Origin of the sequence: Hasllibacter halocynthiae, from assembly GCF_003003095.1 — a bacterium.
Classification (GTDB): Bacteria; Pseudomonadota; Alphaproteobacteria; order Rhodobacterales; family Rhodobacteraceae; genus Hasllibacter; species Hasllibacter halocynthiae.
Map to the genome: position 1 here is coordinate 343,612 of NZ_PVTT01000001.1, position 14,107 is coordinate 357,718.

General features: G+C 73.9%; 13 protein-coding genes. 6 read left to right on the top strand and 7 right to left on the bottom strand.

Going from position 1 to position 14,107, the window contains the following annotated elements:
- The 3 genes from BCF33_RS01740 (at position 1) to BCF33_RS01750 (ending at position 1,511) form a co-directional block, all read left to right on the top strand.
- Entirely contained in the window at positions 1–393 is a 393-nt protein-coding gene (locus BCF33_RS01740; protein WP_106159217.1) for an RNA-binding S4 domain-containing protein, read from the top strand.
- A 93-nt stretch (positions 394–486) separates the two neighbouring features.
- Positions 487–822: a ferredoxin FdxA gene (fdxA, locus tag BCF33_RS01745; protein ID WP_106159218.1), complete on the top strand. Its 336-nt coding sequence runs from the start codon at positions 487–489 to the stop codon at positions 820–822.
- Positions 823–986: 164 nt separating this feature from the next.
- On the top strand, positions 987–1,511 hold the full coding sequence (locus BCF33_RS01750) for a CarD family transcriptional regulator (RefSeq protein ID WP_106159219.1): 525 nt from the start codon (positions 987–989) through the stop codon (positions 1,509–1,511).
- A gap of 10 nt (positions 1,512–1,521) precedes the next feature.
- Here BCF33_RS01750 and BCF33_RS01755 read toward each other — a convergent pair whose 3' ends face one another.
- Positions 1,522–3,441 (bottom strand): cation:proton antiporter domain-containing protein, encoded by a 1,920-nt coding sequence (locus BCF33_RS01755; protein WP_106159220.1) that lies wholly within the window; start codon positions 3,439–3,441, stop codon positions 1,522–1,524.
- Positions 3,442–3,525: 84 nt separating this feature from the next.
- On the opposite strand from BCF33_RS01755, the gene BCF33_RS01760 reads away from it, so the two are divergent.
- On the top strand, positions 3,526–4,050 hold the full coding sequence (locus BCF33_RS01760) for a hypothetical protein (RefSeq protein WP_146132764.1): 525 nt from the start codon (positions 3,526–3,528) through the stop codon (positions 4,048–4,050).
- A gap of 7 nt (positions 4,051–4,057) precedes the next feature.
- Here the strand turns inward: BCF33_RS01760 and BCF33_RS01765 are convergent, their stop codons facing one another.
- Positions 4,058–4,507 carry an Lrp/AsnC family transcriptional regulator gene (locus BCF33_RS01765; protein WP_245883685.1) on the bottom strand — a complete coding sequence of 150 codons (450 nt, stop codon included), beginning with the start codon at positions 4,505–4,507 and terminating at the stop codon, positions 4,058–4,060.
- A gap of 132 nt (positions 4,508–4,639) precedes the next feature.
- Between BCF33_RS01765 and hppD the strand changes: the two genes are divergently transcribed.
- A complete protein-coding gene (gene hppD, locus BCF33_RS01770; RefSeq protein ID WP_106159223.1) occupies positions 4,640–5,743 on the top strand; it encodes a 4-hydroxyphenylpyruvate dioxygenase in 1,104 nt (367 codons plus the stop codon).
- Here the strand turns inward: hppD and BCF33_RS13970 are convergent.
- From BCF33_RS13970 to BCF33_RS01790, 4 genes are all read right to left on the bottom strand, one after another.
- Positions 5,740–8,598, bottom strand: coding sequence for a hypothetical protein (locus tag BCF33_RS13970; protein ID WP_106159224.1), 2,859 nt, complete (start codon positions 8,596–8,598; stop codon positions 5,740–5,742). The genes hppD and BCF33_RS13970 overlap by 4 nt on opposite strands.
- Before the next feature lie 145 nt (positions 8,599–8,743).
- Positions 8,744–10,036, bottom strand: coding sequence for an O-acetylhomoserine aminocarboxypropyltransferase/cysteine synthase family protein (locus BCF33_RS01780; protein ID WP_106159225.1), 1,293 nt, complete (start codon positions 10,034–10,036; stop codon positions 8,744–8,746).
- 75 nt (positions 10,037–10,111) lie between these two features.
- Positions 10,112–10,993 (bottom strand): dihydrodipicolinate synthase family protein, encoded by an 882-nt coding sequence (locus BCF33_RS01785; protein WP_106159226.1) that lies wholly within the window; start codon positions 10,991–10,993, stop codon positions 10,112–10,114.
- Positions 10,990–12,012 carry a hypothetical protein gene (locus tag BCF33_RS01790; protein WP_106159227.1) on the bottom strand — a complete coding sequence of 341 codons (1,023 nt, stop codon included), beginning with the start codon at positions 12,010–12,012 and terminating at the stop codon, positions 10,990–10,992. Before BCF33_RS01790 ends, BCF33_RS01785 begins: the two co-directional genes overlap by 4 nt.
- 69 nt (positions 12,013–12,081) lie before the next feature.
- Here BCF33_RS01790 and BCF33_RS01795 point away from each other — a divergent pair, with 69 nt between their 5' ends.
- Positions 12,082–12,606, top strand: coding sequence for a hypothetical protein (locus tag BCF33_RS01795; RefSeq protein ID WP_106159228.1), 525 nt, complete (start codon positions 12,082–12,084; stop codon positions 12,604–12,606).
- A gap of 67 nt (positions 12,607–12,673) precedes the next feature.
- On the opposite strand, the gene BCF33_RS01800 is transcribed toward BCF33_RS01795, so the two are convergent.
- Entirely contained in the window at positions 12,674–14,080 is a 1,407-nt protein-coding gene (locus BCF33_RS01800; protein ID WP_106159229.1) for a TRAP transporter large permease, read from the bottom strand.
- Positions 14,081–14,107: the final 27 nt, after the last annotated feature.

The window sequence follows — 14,107 nt, forward strand, 5'->3', positions numbered from 1 at the left end:
TTGGAGGGGCCGCGCGAGACGCAGCGGTTGGACCGCTGGCTCTTCTTCTGCCGCTTCTTCAAGACCCGTGGCCTCGCCGCGCGCCTGGTCCAGGAGGGACGCGTCAGGATTGACGGCGAGGCCACGGGCAAGCCCCATCGCGGCGTCGCCCCGGGTGACACGCTGACCTTTCCCCAGGGCCGCCGGGTGCGCGTCGTACGCGTCCTGTCGCTGCCGCCCCGGCGCGGTCCCGCCCCCGAGGCGCGGGCCTGCTACGAGGATCTGTCCCCCCCGCCGCCGCCCCGCCCGGACCACGTTCCCGATGCGCCCCGCCGCGAGGAAGGCGGCCGCCCCACCGGGCGCGACCGCAGGAGGATGGACCGATTGCGCGGTGAGGGGCCGGGGGGCGGTTGAACCCCGCCCGGGCGGTGGATACGTCCCATCGCGAGAAGCGGCGGCGCCGACGCAAGCGGCAGCGCCGACGACCGCCGAGCCGAAGGGACGCAGATGACCTACGTCGTCACCGAGAACTGCATCGCCTGCAAGTACACCGATTGCGTCGAGGTGTGCCCCGTGGACTGCTTCTACGAGGGCGAGAACGCCCTCGTGATCCACCCGGACGAGTGCATCGACTGCGGCGTCTGCGAGCCGGAATGCCCCGCCGATGCGATCCGGCCCGACACCGAGCCGGACATGGAGAAATGGGTCGAGTTCAACCGCAAGTACTCGGAGATCTGGCCGGTCATCATCACGAAGAAGGACCCGCTCCCCTCCGCCGAGGAGATGGACGGCAAGCCCGGCAAGATGGAGCTCTTCTCCGAGGAGGCCGGCGAGGGCGGCTGAGCGGCCCCCCCCTATTCCCGCCCGCGGGACCGTCCCCCGGGCGTGGCTGGGGGCCTGCGGCCTTCCCGAGGGGGCCCGACGTCCGCGACGGGCGGGCTCCCTTGGGGCGGGGCGCGATCCGTGATACCGGCCCGCTTCACCATACCCCGGAGGACCATCCCCGAATGGCCAAGAAACGTGCTTTCGAGATCGGCGAGAATGTCGTCTATCCCGCCCACGGCGTCGGCACCATCACCGGAATCGAGACCCAGGAGGTCGCGGGAACCGAGATGGAGCTGTTCGTCGTCGATTTCGCCAAGGACAAGATGACCCTGCGCGTCCCCACCGCGAAGGCCGAGGCCGTCGGCATGCGCGCCCTCGCGGCCGGGGACATCGTGGACAAGGCGATGAAGACCCTGAAGGGCAAGGCCCGCGTGAAGAAGGCGATGTGGTCGCGCCGCGCCCAAGAATACGAGCAGAAGATCAACTCGGGCGATCTCATCGCCATCGCCGAGGTGGTGCGCGACCTGCACCGGACGGACGACCAGCGCGAGCAGTCCTATTCCGAGCGGCAGCTCTACGAGGCCGCGCTGGAGCGGCTGACGCGCGAGATCGCCGCCGCCAAGGACATCCCCGAGGATCAGGCCGGGTCCGAGATCCAGTCCGTCCTGGCGTCCCGCGCGCCCGCGACCCCGCCCGCCGAAGCCTGAGGCGGGCCCCTCAGGCGGCCCCTTCCTCCGGGGGCGTCCCGCCGGCCGCGTCCTTCTTCCGGCTCTCCTGGAGGGAGGCCATGATCGCGGCCTCCATCTGGCGGTTCCCCTCGCGGGCGCGGGCCATGTAGGCCGCGTTCTCGGTCAGGGGGACGTCCGGGTCCCAGACGTCCGCGAGCTCGCGCAGGTTGTGGCGGTCCTGGGCGTAGAACGCCTGCTCGGCGCGCGCGGCCTCGTAGTCGGTCAGGCCGAGATGCTCGAGGACGTAGCGCCCCGCGCGGAGCGAGGAGTCGAACATCTCGCGCACGATGTCGTCCGCCCCCGCCTCGTAGAGCTCGTAGACGTGCAGGCGGTCGCGGGCGCGCGCGACGATGTGCAGATCGGGCCGGCGGCGCCGCGCCTCGCGCACGAGGCGGGTCGCGGCGTCGCGCACGTCGACGGCCACCACGAGGGCGGCGGCGTCCCTGAGGCCGGCGGCCTCCAGCACCTCCGGGCGGGTCGGGTCGCCCAGATAGGTGCGGAACCCGAAGCGGCGCATCGTCTGCACGATGGAGAGGTCCGCGTCGAGCACGGTCGTCGCGAAGCCCGAGCCCGAGACGAGGCGGTTCACGACCTGCCCGAAGCGACCGACGCCCGCGATCAGCACCTCGCCCTGGTGGTCGACCTCGTCGGGGGGGTGCTGCTCGCTTTCATCGCCCATCCGGCGCACCGCCGCCTCGTAGAGGATGAAGAAGAGCGGCGTCAGCAGCATCGAGAGGGCTACGACCACGAGCAGCGTCTCGGGCAGCGCGCCGGGCAGCGCGCCCTGTCCCCGCGCGAAGGCGACGAGGACGAACCCGAACTCGCCCGCCTGGGCGAGCGACAGGGTGAAGAGCGCCCGGTCACGCCCCCCCAGCCCGAAGGCCAGCGCGAGCCCGAGGAGGATCGCCGCCTTCAGGGCCATCAGCCCCAGCGTCAACGACAGCAGCGTCATCGGCGCCGCGGCGATCAGCCCGAAGTCGATGCCCGCCCCCACGGTGATGAAGAAGAGCCCGAGGAGGAGGCCCTTGAACGGCTCGATGTCCGATTCCAGCTGGTGCCGAAACTCGGACCCGGCGAGGACGACGCCAGCGAGGAAGGTGCCGAGCGCGGGCGAGAGGCCGACCATGTTCATCAGCGTCGCGATGCCGACGACCAGCAGGAGGGCGAAGGCGGTGTACATCTCGCGCAGGCCGGCCCGGTCGATGAAGCGGAAGGCGGCCGGGATCAGGTAGACCCCCGCGAGGATCACCGCCCCGACCGCGGCGAGCGTGGCGAGGGTCACGCCCCAGGCCGGCATCCCGTCCGTCAGCCCCAGAAGGGACGCGGCCAGCGCCTCGGCCGGGACGGCGGCGGCGTCCGCCGCGGGGGCGGCGTGGCCGTCGCCGCCCGTCCCTTCCGTCACCGCCAGCAGCGGGATCAGCGCCAGCATCGGGATCACGGCGATGTCCTGCGTCAGGAGGACCGAGAACACGTTGCGCCCCCCGCCGGTCTGCATCAGCCCCTTCTCGTCCAGGGTCTGCAGCACGATCGCGGTGGAGGAGAGGGCGAGGATCGCCCCCACCGTCAGCGCCGTGCGCCATTCGAGGCCGAGGAGGGTGGCGACGCCCGCCACGGCGCCGGCGGTCAGCGCGACCTGCAGCCCCCCCAGCCCGATCAGCTTGCGGCGCATGTCCCAGAGCGCGCGCGGCTCGAGTTCGAGGCCTATGAGGAACAGCATCATCACTACGCCGAACTCGGCGACGTGCTGCACCTGCGAGGTCTCGGCCCCCACGAGGCCGAGCACCGGCCCGATCGCGATCCCCGCGAGAAGGTAGCCGAGCACGGAGCCGAGCCCGAGGCGCGTCGCGAGCGGCACCGCCACCACGGCGGCGAGCAGGTAGATCGTCGCCGAGAGGAGCGCGGCATCCATGCCCCGCAATAGCGCGCCGCGCCCGCCGCAGCCAGCGCGCGCGGGGCTTGCGCGCGGGGGCGCGCCCGGGCCAGTGTCCGCCCGATGAAGGGATGGGTCACAGCGGCGGCCGTGCTTCTCGCGGCCGGGACGGCGGCGGCTGAAGGAACCGGCGGCACGGGGCCGGGGGCCAGCGTGGCGGGAGGCGGCGGGGGTGCCGTCGCGGCCCCGCCGCCGCGGCACCCCGCGCTGCAGCCGCTGCCCCGCCCGGCGGACTGGGCCCGCCTGTCGCGCGCGGGGCAGGGGCCGGCCCCAGACTGGGCGCTGCGCCTCGCCTGCGAGGGCAGGGGAAGCCCCACCGCCTGCGTGCAGGTGTTCCGCAGGATGCCCCCCCAATCGCGAGGGTATCCCGTGCCCTTCCTTTGCCGGGCTGATGCCGGTCCCGAACGGCGCTGCGTCGCCGAGACCGCCGTGGCCCGGGGCGAAGCGATCACCCTCTACCGGCTGGAGGGTGGCGGGCGCGCGGAGGTGCGGACCGGCCCGCCCGCCATGCTGGACGGGGCGGAGGCGGCGCGGGAGGGGGCCTGCTGGCGCGCGGGCGAGCGGTCCTTCTGCGCCCGCCCCGGCTGAACTGGGCCTAGACCGGCAGCGGCGCGCCGGCCTTCAGCTGCTGCATCACGATCTGCGAGCGCACGCGCCCCACCGCGGAGTGCGGCAGCAGCCGCTCCTGCACGAGGCGGTTGAGCGCGGCGAGGTCGGCGCACCAGACGCGCAGGAGGTAGTCGGCGTCGCCCGTCAGGGTGAAGGCCTCGGTCACCTCGGGCAGCGTCTCGGCGAGGCGGGCGAAGGCGGCGTGCTCGTCGCGGCCGTGGCTGGCCATCCCGACCTGGACGAAGGCCTGCACCCCGAGGCCCGCGGCGCCGGGGTCTATGCATGCCGCGTAGCCGCGGATCGGCCCTTCCTCCAGCCGCTGGCGGCGCCGGCCCGCCTGCGAGGCCGAGAGGCCCAGGCGCCGTCCCAGCTCGTCCGAGGTGAGGCGCGCATCGCGCTGGAGAAGGCGCAGGATCTCGCGGTCGGTGTCGTCCATGCGAGTATCCTGCATCGGGGGCGGGACCGGCGCAACATCGCCGCATCCGCAGCTGATCGTGCGCCGAGAATGCGCGGAACGCGCATCCCCATCAGGCTAGGTCACGGCCGAGCCACCGAGGAGGAGAATTTCATGGGCCCCTTCCCGCACGACGCCCCGGCCACCGGCATCACCGAGGACAACCCGGCCGGACTGGACGGATTCGAGTTCGTCGAGTTCGCCGGCCCCGACCCCGAGGCGATCCGCGAGCAGTTCCGCCGCATGGGCTACGCCCATGTCGCCACGCACCGCCTTAACGGGGCCCAGCTTTGGCAGCAGGGCGACGTCTCCTATCTCCTCGGCCTGGCCGAAGGCTCGCACGCGATGCGCTTCGCGGGGGAGCACGGACCCTGCGCCCCCGCCATGGGGTGGCGGACCGCCGACGCCCGCGCGGCCTTCGACCACGCGGTGGCGAGAGGGGCCGAGCCGGCGTCCGAGGGGCTGACGATGGACCGCCCGGCGATCCGGGGCATCGGAGGCAGCCTGATCTACTTCGTCGACGGCCACCGCGAGGGGTCGGTCTACAACGACGAGTTCGACTGGCACGCGAAGGCGCATCCCGAAGGGGTCGGCTTCCACTATCTCGACCACCTCACGCACAACGTCTTCCGCGGCAACATGGATCGCTGGTTCGAGTTCTACGGCCGGCTGTTCAACTTCCGCGAGATCCGGTTCTTCGACATCCAGGGGCGGCACACGGGACTGATCTCCCGCGCGCTGACCTCGCCCTGCGGGCGCATCCGCATCCCTATCAACGAGGACAGGGGCGAGACCGGGCAGATCGTCGAGTACCTTCGACGCTACAAGGGCGAGGGCATCCAGCACATCGCCGTGGGCACGGACGACATCTACGGATCGGTCGCGGCCATCGCCGAACGGGGCCTGACGTTCATGCCGCCGCCGCCCCCGGCCTACTACCCGATGTCGCGCGACCGCGTGCCCGGCCACGAGGAGCCGCTGGACCGGATGGCCGAGCACGGCATCCTGATCGACGGCGAGGGGACCACGACCGGGCCGGACGGCACGCGCGACACGTCGATCCTGCTGCAGATCTTCTCGAAGACCATGATCGGGCCGATCTTCTTCGAGTTCATCCAACGAAAGGGCGACGACGGCTTCGGCGAGGGCAACTTCCAGGCCCTGTTCGAGGCGATCGAGCGCGACCAGATCGAGCGTGGCGTCCTCGAGGCCGGCTAGGAGCCGGGAACCTCGATCACCACGGCGCGGCCGCCCCGGACGTATTGCAGGCGGTCGCCCTGGATCGCCTGCACCCGCCCGCCGTCGAGGCGGTCGCCGACGCGGACCCGCTCGTACCGGCCGGAGGGCAGGCGCACGAGGGCGCGGGGCTGCGCGGTGCTGCCGTACACGCCGATCAGGTTCACCCGTCGCAGGCGGATCGCGTTGTCCTGCGTCGCCGTGCGGGCCACGGAGGCGCTGGTCGGGATCGCCGGCGCCGACGAGGGGGCCGCCTGCGTGGGGGGCGAGGCGGCGCGCTCCTGCTCGGCGCGGGCCTCCCGGATCGAGGTCGCGCGGGACGCGAGGCCCGAGGGACGGTCCCCCGGCCGGAGGGACCGGACGACCGCATAGACGGAGGCGCCGGGCACCTCCTCCTCCAGGGCGGCCTGGGCGTCCTCCGGTCGGAACAGGGAGGCGCCCGCGGCGGCCACGGAGGCGGCGGCGAGCGCGGATTCGATGCCTTCGGAATCGACGGAACGCTCGCCCGCCGTGGCGGCGCCTGGCCGCCCGGCGGGTCGGCCTGCGACGATGTCCGGGCCAAAGACGAGACCTGTGACGAGGCCCGTCTCTGGCTGAGGCGCGGCTTCGGCCGTCGCCCCCCCGCGCGCGGGGGGGCGGCCTTCGGTGCCGAAAACGAGGTCCGCCGCGCCGGAGGCCTCGGCCGTTCCGCCGGAGGTGCCTGCGGCCCCGGGGCCCTCTGCCGGCGCGGTGGCGGGCGTCGCCCCGCCAAGGATCGCCGACGCGGCGGCGGCCGCGAGGGCTTCGGCCTCGGCGACCTGGGGGCCGGAACCCTCGTCCGCGGGGATGGCGGCGGCGACCCCATTGGGCAGGACCGCCGCACCGGCGGGGGCGGGACGCGCGGAGGGACGCGCGCCCGCGAGGCGGAGGTCGGGCCGGGCCGCGCCGGCGGGCGCGGGCGATGGCGGACGCTCGGGCGGGCGGCGGGGCGGCTGAGCGGCGAACACGGTGACCTGCCCAGGCGCGAGCGTGCCCTCCGGGGTCGCGGTCACGAGACCGCGCTCGTCCAGCTCGAACACGATGTCGGGCCCGGTGGGCGGGAACGACACGAGGATCGGCGCCGCCTCGGCCGGCACGTTGCCGGGCGCGCCCGGGACGGGGCCGGCGGACGGGGCGCCCTCGGCCGCGCCGGGCAGGCGGACGGGTCCGCCGACGCCGGCGGGGTCCGGCAGCGCGCGGGGCGCGAGCTGCCAGATGCCGGTCGCGGCATAGGAGGCACGGGCGTCGGCCTCGCCGGGGTCGCTTTCGGTCGCGGCGGTCTCGATGGCCGACGGGAAGGGCGCGGGCGGCGCGATGTCCACGGTGGCGAGGCGAGGCCGCTCCAGCTCGGCGGGGGGCTGCGCCGCGGGCTCCACCTCGCCCGGGGTCGGCGCCGCGGCGTCCACGGGGGCGTCCACGGTGGCGTCCGCCGGGGCGTCCACGGTGGCGGGGGTCACGGGCCCGGGCTCGGGCGCGGCGATCACGACCGGGGCGGGTGCTGCCGAGCCTTCCTCTTCCGGCGCTGGATCGGCTGCCAGGATCACGGGGGCCGCGGCCTCGGGCACGTCGGCGAGCGGATCGCCCTCCATCAGGCTGCGCCACGCCCACCACGTCCCGCCCGCGAGGGCCGAGACGACGAGGACCACCGCCAGCGCCAGCGCGGCGGCCGCGGGCCAGCGCGAGGGCTCCTCGAAGTCGCGGGCGCCGAAGATGGTCATGGCCTCCGCCTCGTCGCGGGGCAGCGGCGCGGGCGCCGGGGGCACCGCGACGGGGCGGGAGGGGGCGGGGGCGGCGCGGGCCTCCTCTCGGCGGCGGCGCAGCTCGACGAGGAAGCTCGGCTCGGCCTCGTCGGCCTCGTCGGCCTCGTCGGCATCGTCGGCGGGGGCAGGGGCGGGGTCGCCGCTCCGCGCGAGGCGCGGGGTGGTCACGGGGACGGCGTCGTCCCCCTCGGGCGTGGAATCCGGCCGCGGGGGCAGGAAGGCCGGAAGGCCGCCCCCGTCGGGATCGGCGTCCGCCATGGGACGCGCCGGGGCGGGAAGGTCCCCCGGCGCGCGCGGCCCTTCGGGGTCGCGGCGCGCCACGAAGAGGGGCGGCGCGACGGGCGAGGGATCCGCCGAAGGGGGCGGCAGGTCGGCGGCGGCGCCGAAGCTCAGCCGCGAGGCGGTGGCGCCGAGACGCGCGGCGGGCGCCATAGGGTCGTCCACGTCGCGCGGCGCGGAGGGCTGGAAGACAGGAAGCGCGGGCGGGGGGCCGGCGTCGGGTCCGACGACCCGGATCGGCGGTCCGCCACGCCCGGGGGTCTCGCCCTCCGGAAGAAGGTCGGCGGCGGTCTCGGCGGTTCCGAAATAGGGCTCGGCCCGGAAGCCGGCGGCGGGGCCCGGCCGGCCCACGTGGCAGAGGGGCGCGAAGCCGTGCGCGGCGGCGAAGCCGTCCGCCTCGGCCAGCGTCTCGCGCGCCACGACGGCGAGGAGGCGCGCGTCGCCCGTCCCGTCCTGCAGGTCGAAGGCCAGTTCGGAGACGTCGTGGCCCGTCCGCTCCTCCAGCGCGGCCTCGGTCGCGGCGAGGCGCTCGGCCGGATCGGCGCCCGGCGCCTCGACCGTGAGATAGAGGATCTGGCTGTCCGGGATCACGAGCCGGACGGGAACGCGCGCGCCCTCCGGCAGCTCGGCGGCGGCGCGGGCGCGCAGGTCCGCGAAGGCGGCGTCGCGGTCGGGGTCGTCGAGGCGCACGCTCCCCATCTCGCGCCAGCCGTCCGGGCGCCTGACGAGGAGGGAGACCGCCTCGTGGTCGAGATCGAGCGCATGTCGCGGATCGTTCACCGGCGCCTCCGTCCCTCGGCTCGGCGGCCCGTGCCCCGTCCCCACGGGGCGGCGAGAGGGCCGCCCCTCCTTTGCTAGACCAAGGGGGCGGCCGGGAAAAGCCGGTGCCTCGCCCGAGGCGGGAACCCGCCCGGCCGCGCGCCGCTCAGGCGGCGGCCTGGGCGAGGGCCTGGTCGAGATCGGCGATCAGGTCGTCCGCGTCCTCGATCCCGACGGAGACGCGCACCACCTCCGGGTCGGCCCCGGCGGCGCGCTGCTGCTCCTCGGTCAGCTGGCGGTGCGTGGTGGAGGCCGAGTGGATCACGAGGCTGCGCGCGTCGCCCAGGTTCGCGACGTGCGAGAAGAGCCGCAGGTTCGCGATCAGCGCGACGCAGGCATCGTAGCCGCCCTTCGGCGCGAAGGTGAAGAGCGCGCCCGCCCCCTTCGGGCAGATGACCTTCGCCCGCTCGTGGTAGGGCGAGGATTCCAGGCCGGCATAGGTCACGCGGTCCACGCGGGGGTCCGCCTCCAGCCAGCGGGCGACCTTCTCGGCGTTGGCGACGTGCCGGGCCATCCGCAGGCTCAGGGTCTCGACCCCCATGAGGGTGTAATGCGCCGCCTGCGGGTTCATCGTCATCCCCAGGTCCCGCAGCCCGATCGCGACCTGGTGGAAGGTGTAGGCCATCGGGCCGAACGTCTCGGCGAACCTGAGGCCGTGATAGGCGGGCTCTGGCTCCGACAGGGAGGGGAACTTGCCCGAGGCGGCCCAGTCGAAGCGGCCCGAATCGATCACGCAGCCGCCCGTCACCGTGCCGTTGCCCGTCAGGAACTTGGTGGTCGAGTGGACGACGACGGTCGCCCCCATCTCGATCGGACGGACGAGCCAGGGGGTCGCGCTGGTGTTGTCGATGATGAGCGGCACGCCCGCCGCGTCGGCAATGCGCGCGATGGCCGGCACGTCCATGACGTAGCCGCCCGGGTTGGCGATGGCCTCGCCGAAGAGGGCGCGGGTGTCGTCGTCGATGGCCGCGCGCACGGCGTCCTCGTCGTCGAAGTCGACGAACCGCGCCTCCCACCCGAACCGCTTGATGGTCTGGGTGAACTGCGTGACCGTGCCGCCGTAGAGGCGGGTCGAGACGACGATGTTCCGCCCCGGCATCATCAAGGGGAACAGGGCCATGATCTGGGCCGCGTGCCCCGACGAGCAGCAGGCCGCGCCCGCGCCCCCCTCCAGGGCGGCCAGCCGGTCGGCCAGCGCCTGCACGGTCGGGTTCGTAAGGCGCGAGTAGATGTACCCCACCTCCTGCAGGTTGAAGAGGGCGGCGGCGTGGTCGGCGTCGCGGAAGACGTAGGCGGTGGTCTGGTAGATCGGCACCTGCCGCGCGCCCGTCGCCGGGTCGGGCTTCGCGCCCGCGTGGATCTGCAGCGTGTCGAAGCCCTGGGCGTTCTCATCGGTCATGGCGGTCCCTCCTGCCGGGGTTTGTGCGCCGCGTCGGCTAGAGGGTCCAGCGCCGCATGGCGACGGGGCGTCCGGTCACAGCGCCCCGAGACGGCCGAGCGCGGCCTCGATCTCGGCCAGGCCCTCCGGCGGGACGGGCGTCTGCGGCGGCGCGGGGTCGCCGCAGTCGAGGCCCTGCAGCCGCAGCCCGGCCTTGATCGCCGCGGCGAGCTGGTAGCGCGCGAAGAGCTCGTTCATCGACCAGAGGTCGCGCTGCAACGCCATCGCCGCGTCCCACCGCCCCGCCCGGCAGAAGTCGTAGAGCCGCACCGACGCCTCCGGCACGAGGCAGGAGGGGCCGGCCATCCAGCCCCGCCCGCCGATCAGCATGACCGCCGCCGTGACGTGGGAGGAGGCGGCGAAGACCCCCAGCCGGTCCCCCAAGCGGTTCAGGATCGTCAGAAGGCGCCCCGTGTCCGTCGACGCGTCCTTCAGGTACGCGATGCGCGGGTGCCGCGACAGCCGCTCGAGCGCGCCGAGGCCGAGGTCGCTGCGCTGGAAGCTGGGATTGGTGTAGAGCGTCACGGGCAGGCCCGTCGCGTCGGCGATGGCCGTGAAATAGGCGACCACGCCGTCCTCGGGGACGGGGAAGTAGGCCTCCATCACGGCGAGGATGCCGTCGGCGCCCAGCGCCTCCCATTCGCGGGCCTGCGCCACGGCGTCCGCCGTCGCGGTGGCGGCCGCCCCGGCGATCACCGGCACCCGCCCGGCCGCGGCCTCGACCACCGCCTCGACCACCGCGCGCTTCGCGTCCCGGCCGAGATAGGCGAACTCGCCCGTCGAGCCGAGCGGGCAGAGGCCGTGCACCCCCCGTCCGATCAGGTGCTCGCAAACCCGCGCGAGGGCGCCGCGGTCCACCTCGCCGGCCGGGGTCAGCGGGGTGGGCAGATAGGGGATCACGCCGTGCAGCTCGGTCATCGCATCCACAACCCTTGAGACTTCAGCCTGTTGCGGACCGCTTGCTCCTTGCGGGGCAGGCCGTCCTCGAAGAGGGCGCGGGCCCTGCGGCCGCGGTTCTGGTAGAGGAACAGCCTGAACGGATCGTAGCGCTTGAGCACCTTCTTCACCGGGTTCGGCGCGGCCGCGGCCCGAAGCGCCTCCAGCGCGGCATTCGTTCCGGTCGCCCAAGCCAGCGGCAGGGCGCGCCAGTGCCAAGTGGCCCCGTCGTCCAGCGCGGCGAATCCCGCCCCGGGCCGCCCCCCGCCGAGGGAGTGGACGACCAGGGGCAGCACCACCTGATCGAGCCACGGGTCGTAGGACTGGAACCGCGCGGCCGCCGGCGGGTCGTCCCGCACCCGCGCGGCCCAGTCGGCGTATCGCTCCGCGAAGGGGCCGGCTTTCGGCCCGCAGAACCAGCCCGCGTTGAAATAGAGGTTCCGCCGCCAGGCCCCCGGGGGATGGTCCGTATCCAGCGACGAGGCGTAGTCGAGGTCGAACATCCCGTAGAGCGAGGCCCATATCTCCTCCCGCTCGGGGCCGTAGAGCGTGTACTCCGTCGGCCAGGTGTCGCTGCGGTTCATCGAGGCGGTGGGCGCGGAGGTCGCGACCGGCAGCCCGCCGAGAGGCGCGAGAACGGCCGTGTCGCTGTCCAGGAAGAGGAACCCCCGATCCGGCTCGAGCACGCGCAGCGCCTCGATCTTGTTGCCGTGGGGGTAGTCGTGGCCGAAGCGGCGGCTCTCGAACGGGCGGATCTCGGCCCCGAGGTCGTGCAGGAGGCCGCGCTGCGCGTCGTCCATCCGCGGATCGTCCGGCCAGAGGGGGCCGGGCTGCGGCTCGGCCACGATCAGCCGTCCCGGAAAGCCGCGGTCGTGCGCGGCAAGGGTCGCCGCCAGAAGGCACGCCTCGTACCCGACGCGGCCCCGCTGGCCCACCGCCAGAAGATCGAAGCCGCCCCCATCGGGCGGCCGGGCGGGATCGACGGTTGGTCCGGGGGGCATGGGACGTCTAGTATGGCGGCTGGCGGGGCGGCGCAACGCGGCCTCGCACGCCATCGGAGGACACGCGTGATGCTCGAACTCTTCTTCCTGGGCGGCCTGGTGGTCGCAAGCGTCGTCGGGACGGCCGGCGTCCCGATGCAGCCGATCCCGCCCGCCGCCTTCGACGCCACCCTGCCGCCTCAGGGCGAAGCCGCGGCCCGGCCCGCCCTGGCACCGATCCCGACCTTCGCCCCCGAGGAGGACACCGGCCAGTTCACCACCGCCGCGGAGGTCCGTCCGATCCTTTCGCGGACGAAGGATCAGTGGGTCTCCCTCAGGGAGTTCGAGGGTCAGGACCTGCTCTACTTCACGCAGATCGACAGCTGGCGCTGCGGCCTGTCGGAGGTGCGCGTCTCCGTGAACGGCGGCCCCCTCGACGTCCGCGAGATGGAGCCCTGCTACCGCGACGCCGACACGCCCAACGAGATCCGCGGCGAGGTGGCGCCCTACCGGACCTACGGCGCGGGCGAGGTGGGGCAGGTCGCGCTGCAGATCGTCTACGACGACGGCACCTCGGACGTGGCCACGTTCGACCGCGCCCAGATCGAGGAATAGCGCCCGGGCCGCGCCGCCGGCACGGGAGGGGCCCGTCCCTTCCCCCCGGCGCGGACCGCGGGGCCGCCTAGCCCGACAGCAGGAGGCGTGGCAGCCACATCACGATGGCGGGGAACGCGACGAGCGCCGCGATGGTCAGCGCATCCGCGATGAAGAAGGGCGTCACGCCGCGGAACACGTCCTGCACGGAGAGGTCGTCGCGCACGCCGGCCACCACGAAGCAGTTCAGGCCGATGGGCGGGGTGATGAGGCAGAACTCGGCCATCTTCACGACGATGATGCCGAACCAGATGCCCACCTCGACCGAGGAGAGGCCGAAGGGGCTGTCCGCCGCCGCGACCCCGGGCCCGCCGTTCAGCGCGATCACGGCCGGGAACACGATGGGCAGCGTCAGCAGGAGCATCCCGATCGCGTCCATGAACATGCCCAGCACCGCATAGGCCAGCAGGATCAGGACCAGCGTCATGTAGGGCGACTGCTCCAACCCGCCGATCCAGCCGGCGAAGGCCGAAGGCAGGTCCGCGAAGCCCAGGAAGCGCACGTAGATCAGCACGCCCCAGATGATGGTGAAGATCATCGCCGTCAGCTTGGCCGTCTCGAGGAGGGCCGAGGCCAGGTCGCGCCATCCCATCCCCTTGGCCAGCGCGATGACGAGGATCAGCGCCGCCCCGAGCGCGCCGCCCTCCGTGGGCGTGCCGAAGGCGTCGCCGAACGGGTTGTAGACGAAGAGGATGATGATCGCGATCACCCCCACGATGGGCAGGGCGCCCGGCAGCGAGGCGAGGCGCTGGCCCCAGGTGAACCCCCGCACCGGCGGGCCGAGGCCCCGCCACGCGACCGCCATCCCGACGACGAGCCCGCCGTAGACGAGGGCCGAGAACGCCCCCGGCACGAACCCCGCGAGCAGCAGCGTGCCCACGTCCTGCTCGACGATGATGGCGTAGATCACGAGGATCGCCGAGGGCGGGATCAGCGAGGCCAGCGTGCCGGCCGCCGCCACGACGCCCGCGGCGAAGCGCCGGTCGTAGCCGATGGACAGCATCTCGGGGATGGCGATGCGCGCGAACACCGCCGAGGTCGCGACGGAGGCGCCCGAGACGGCCGCGAATCCCGCCGTCGCGAAGACCGTCGACACGCCGAGGCCGCCGGGCAGCCATCCGACCCAGCGCTTGGCGGCCTCGAACAGCGCCCGCGTCAGCCCAGCATGATAGGCGAGGTAGCCGATCAGGATGAAGATCGGGATCAGCGATAGCGCCTGGGACGCGACCTTGGAATGCGGCACCTGGCCCGCCTGCTGCGCGGCGACCGAGATGGCCCAGCCCAGCTCGCCCCAGGCGTAGTCCTTCTTCTCCCAGAAGTTCCAGACGAGGCCCGCGAGCCCTGCGAGCCCTGCCGCGAAGCCGACCCGCATCCCCAGCACCACGAGGACGAGGAGGAGTCCCGTCACCCAGAGGCCCATCTCCAGCGAGGTCATCGTTCCCCCTTCGCCGGTCGCGCGGAC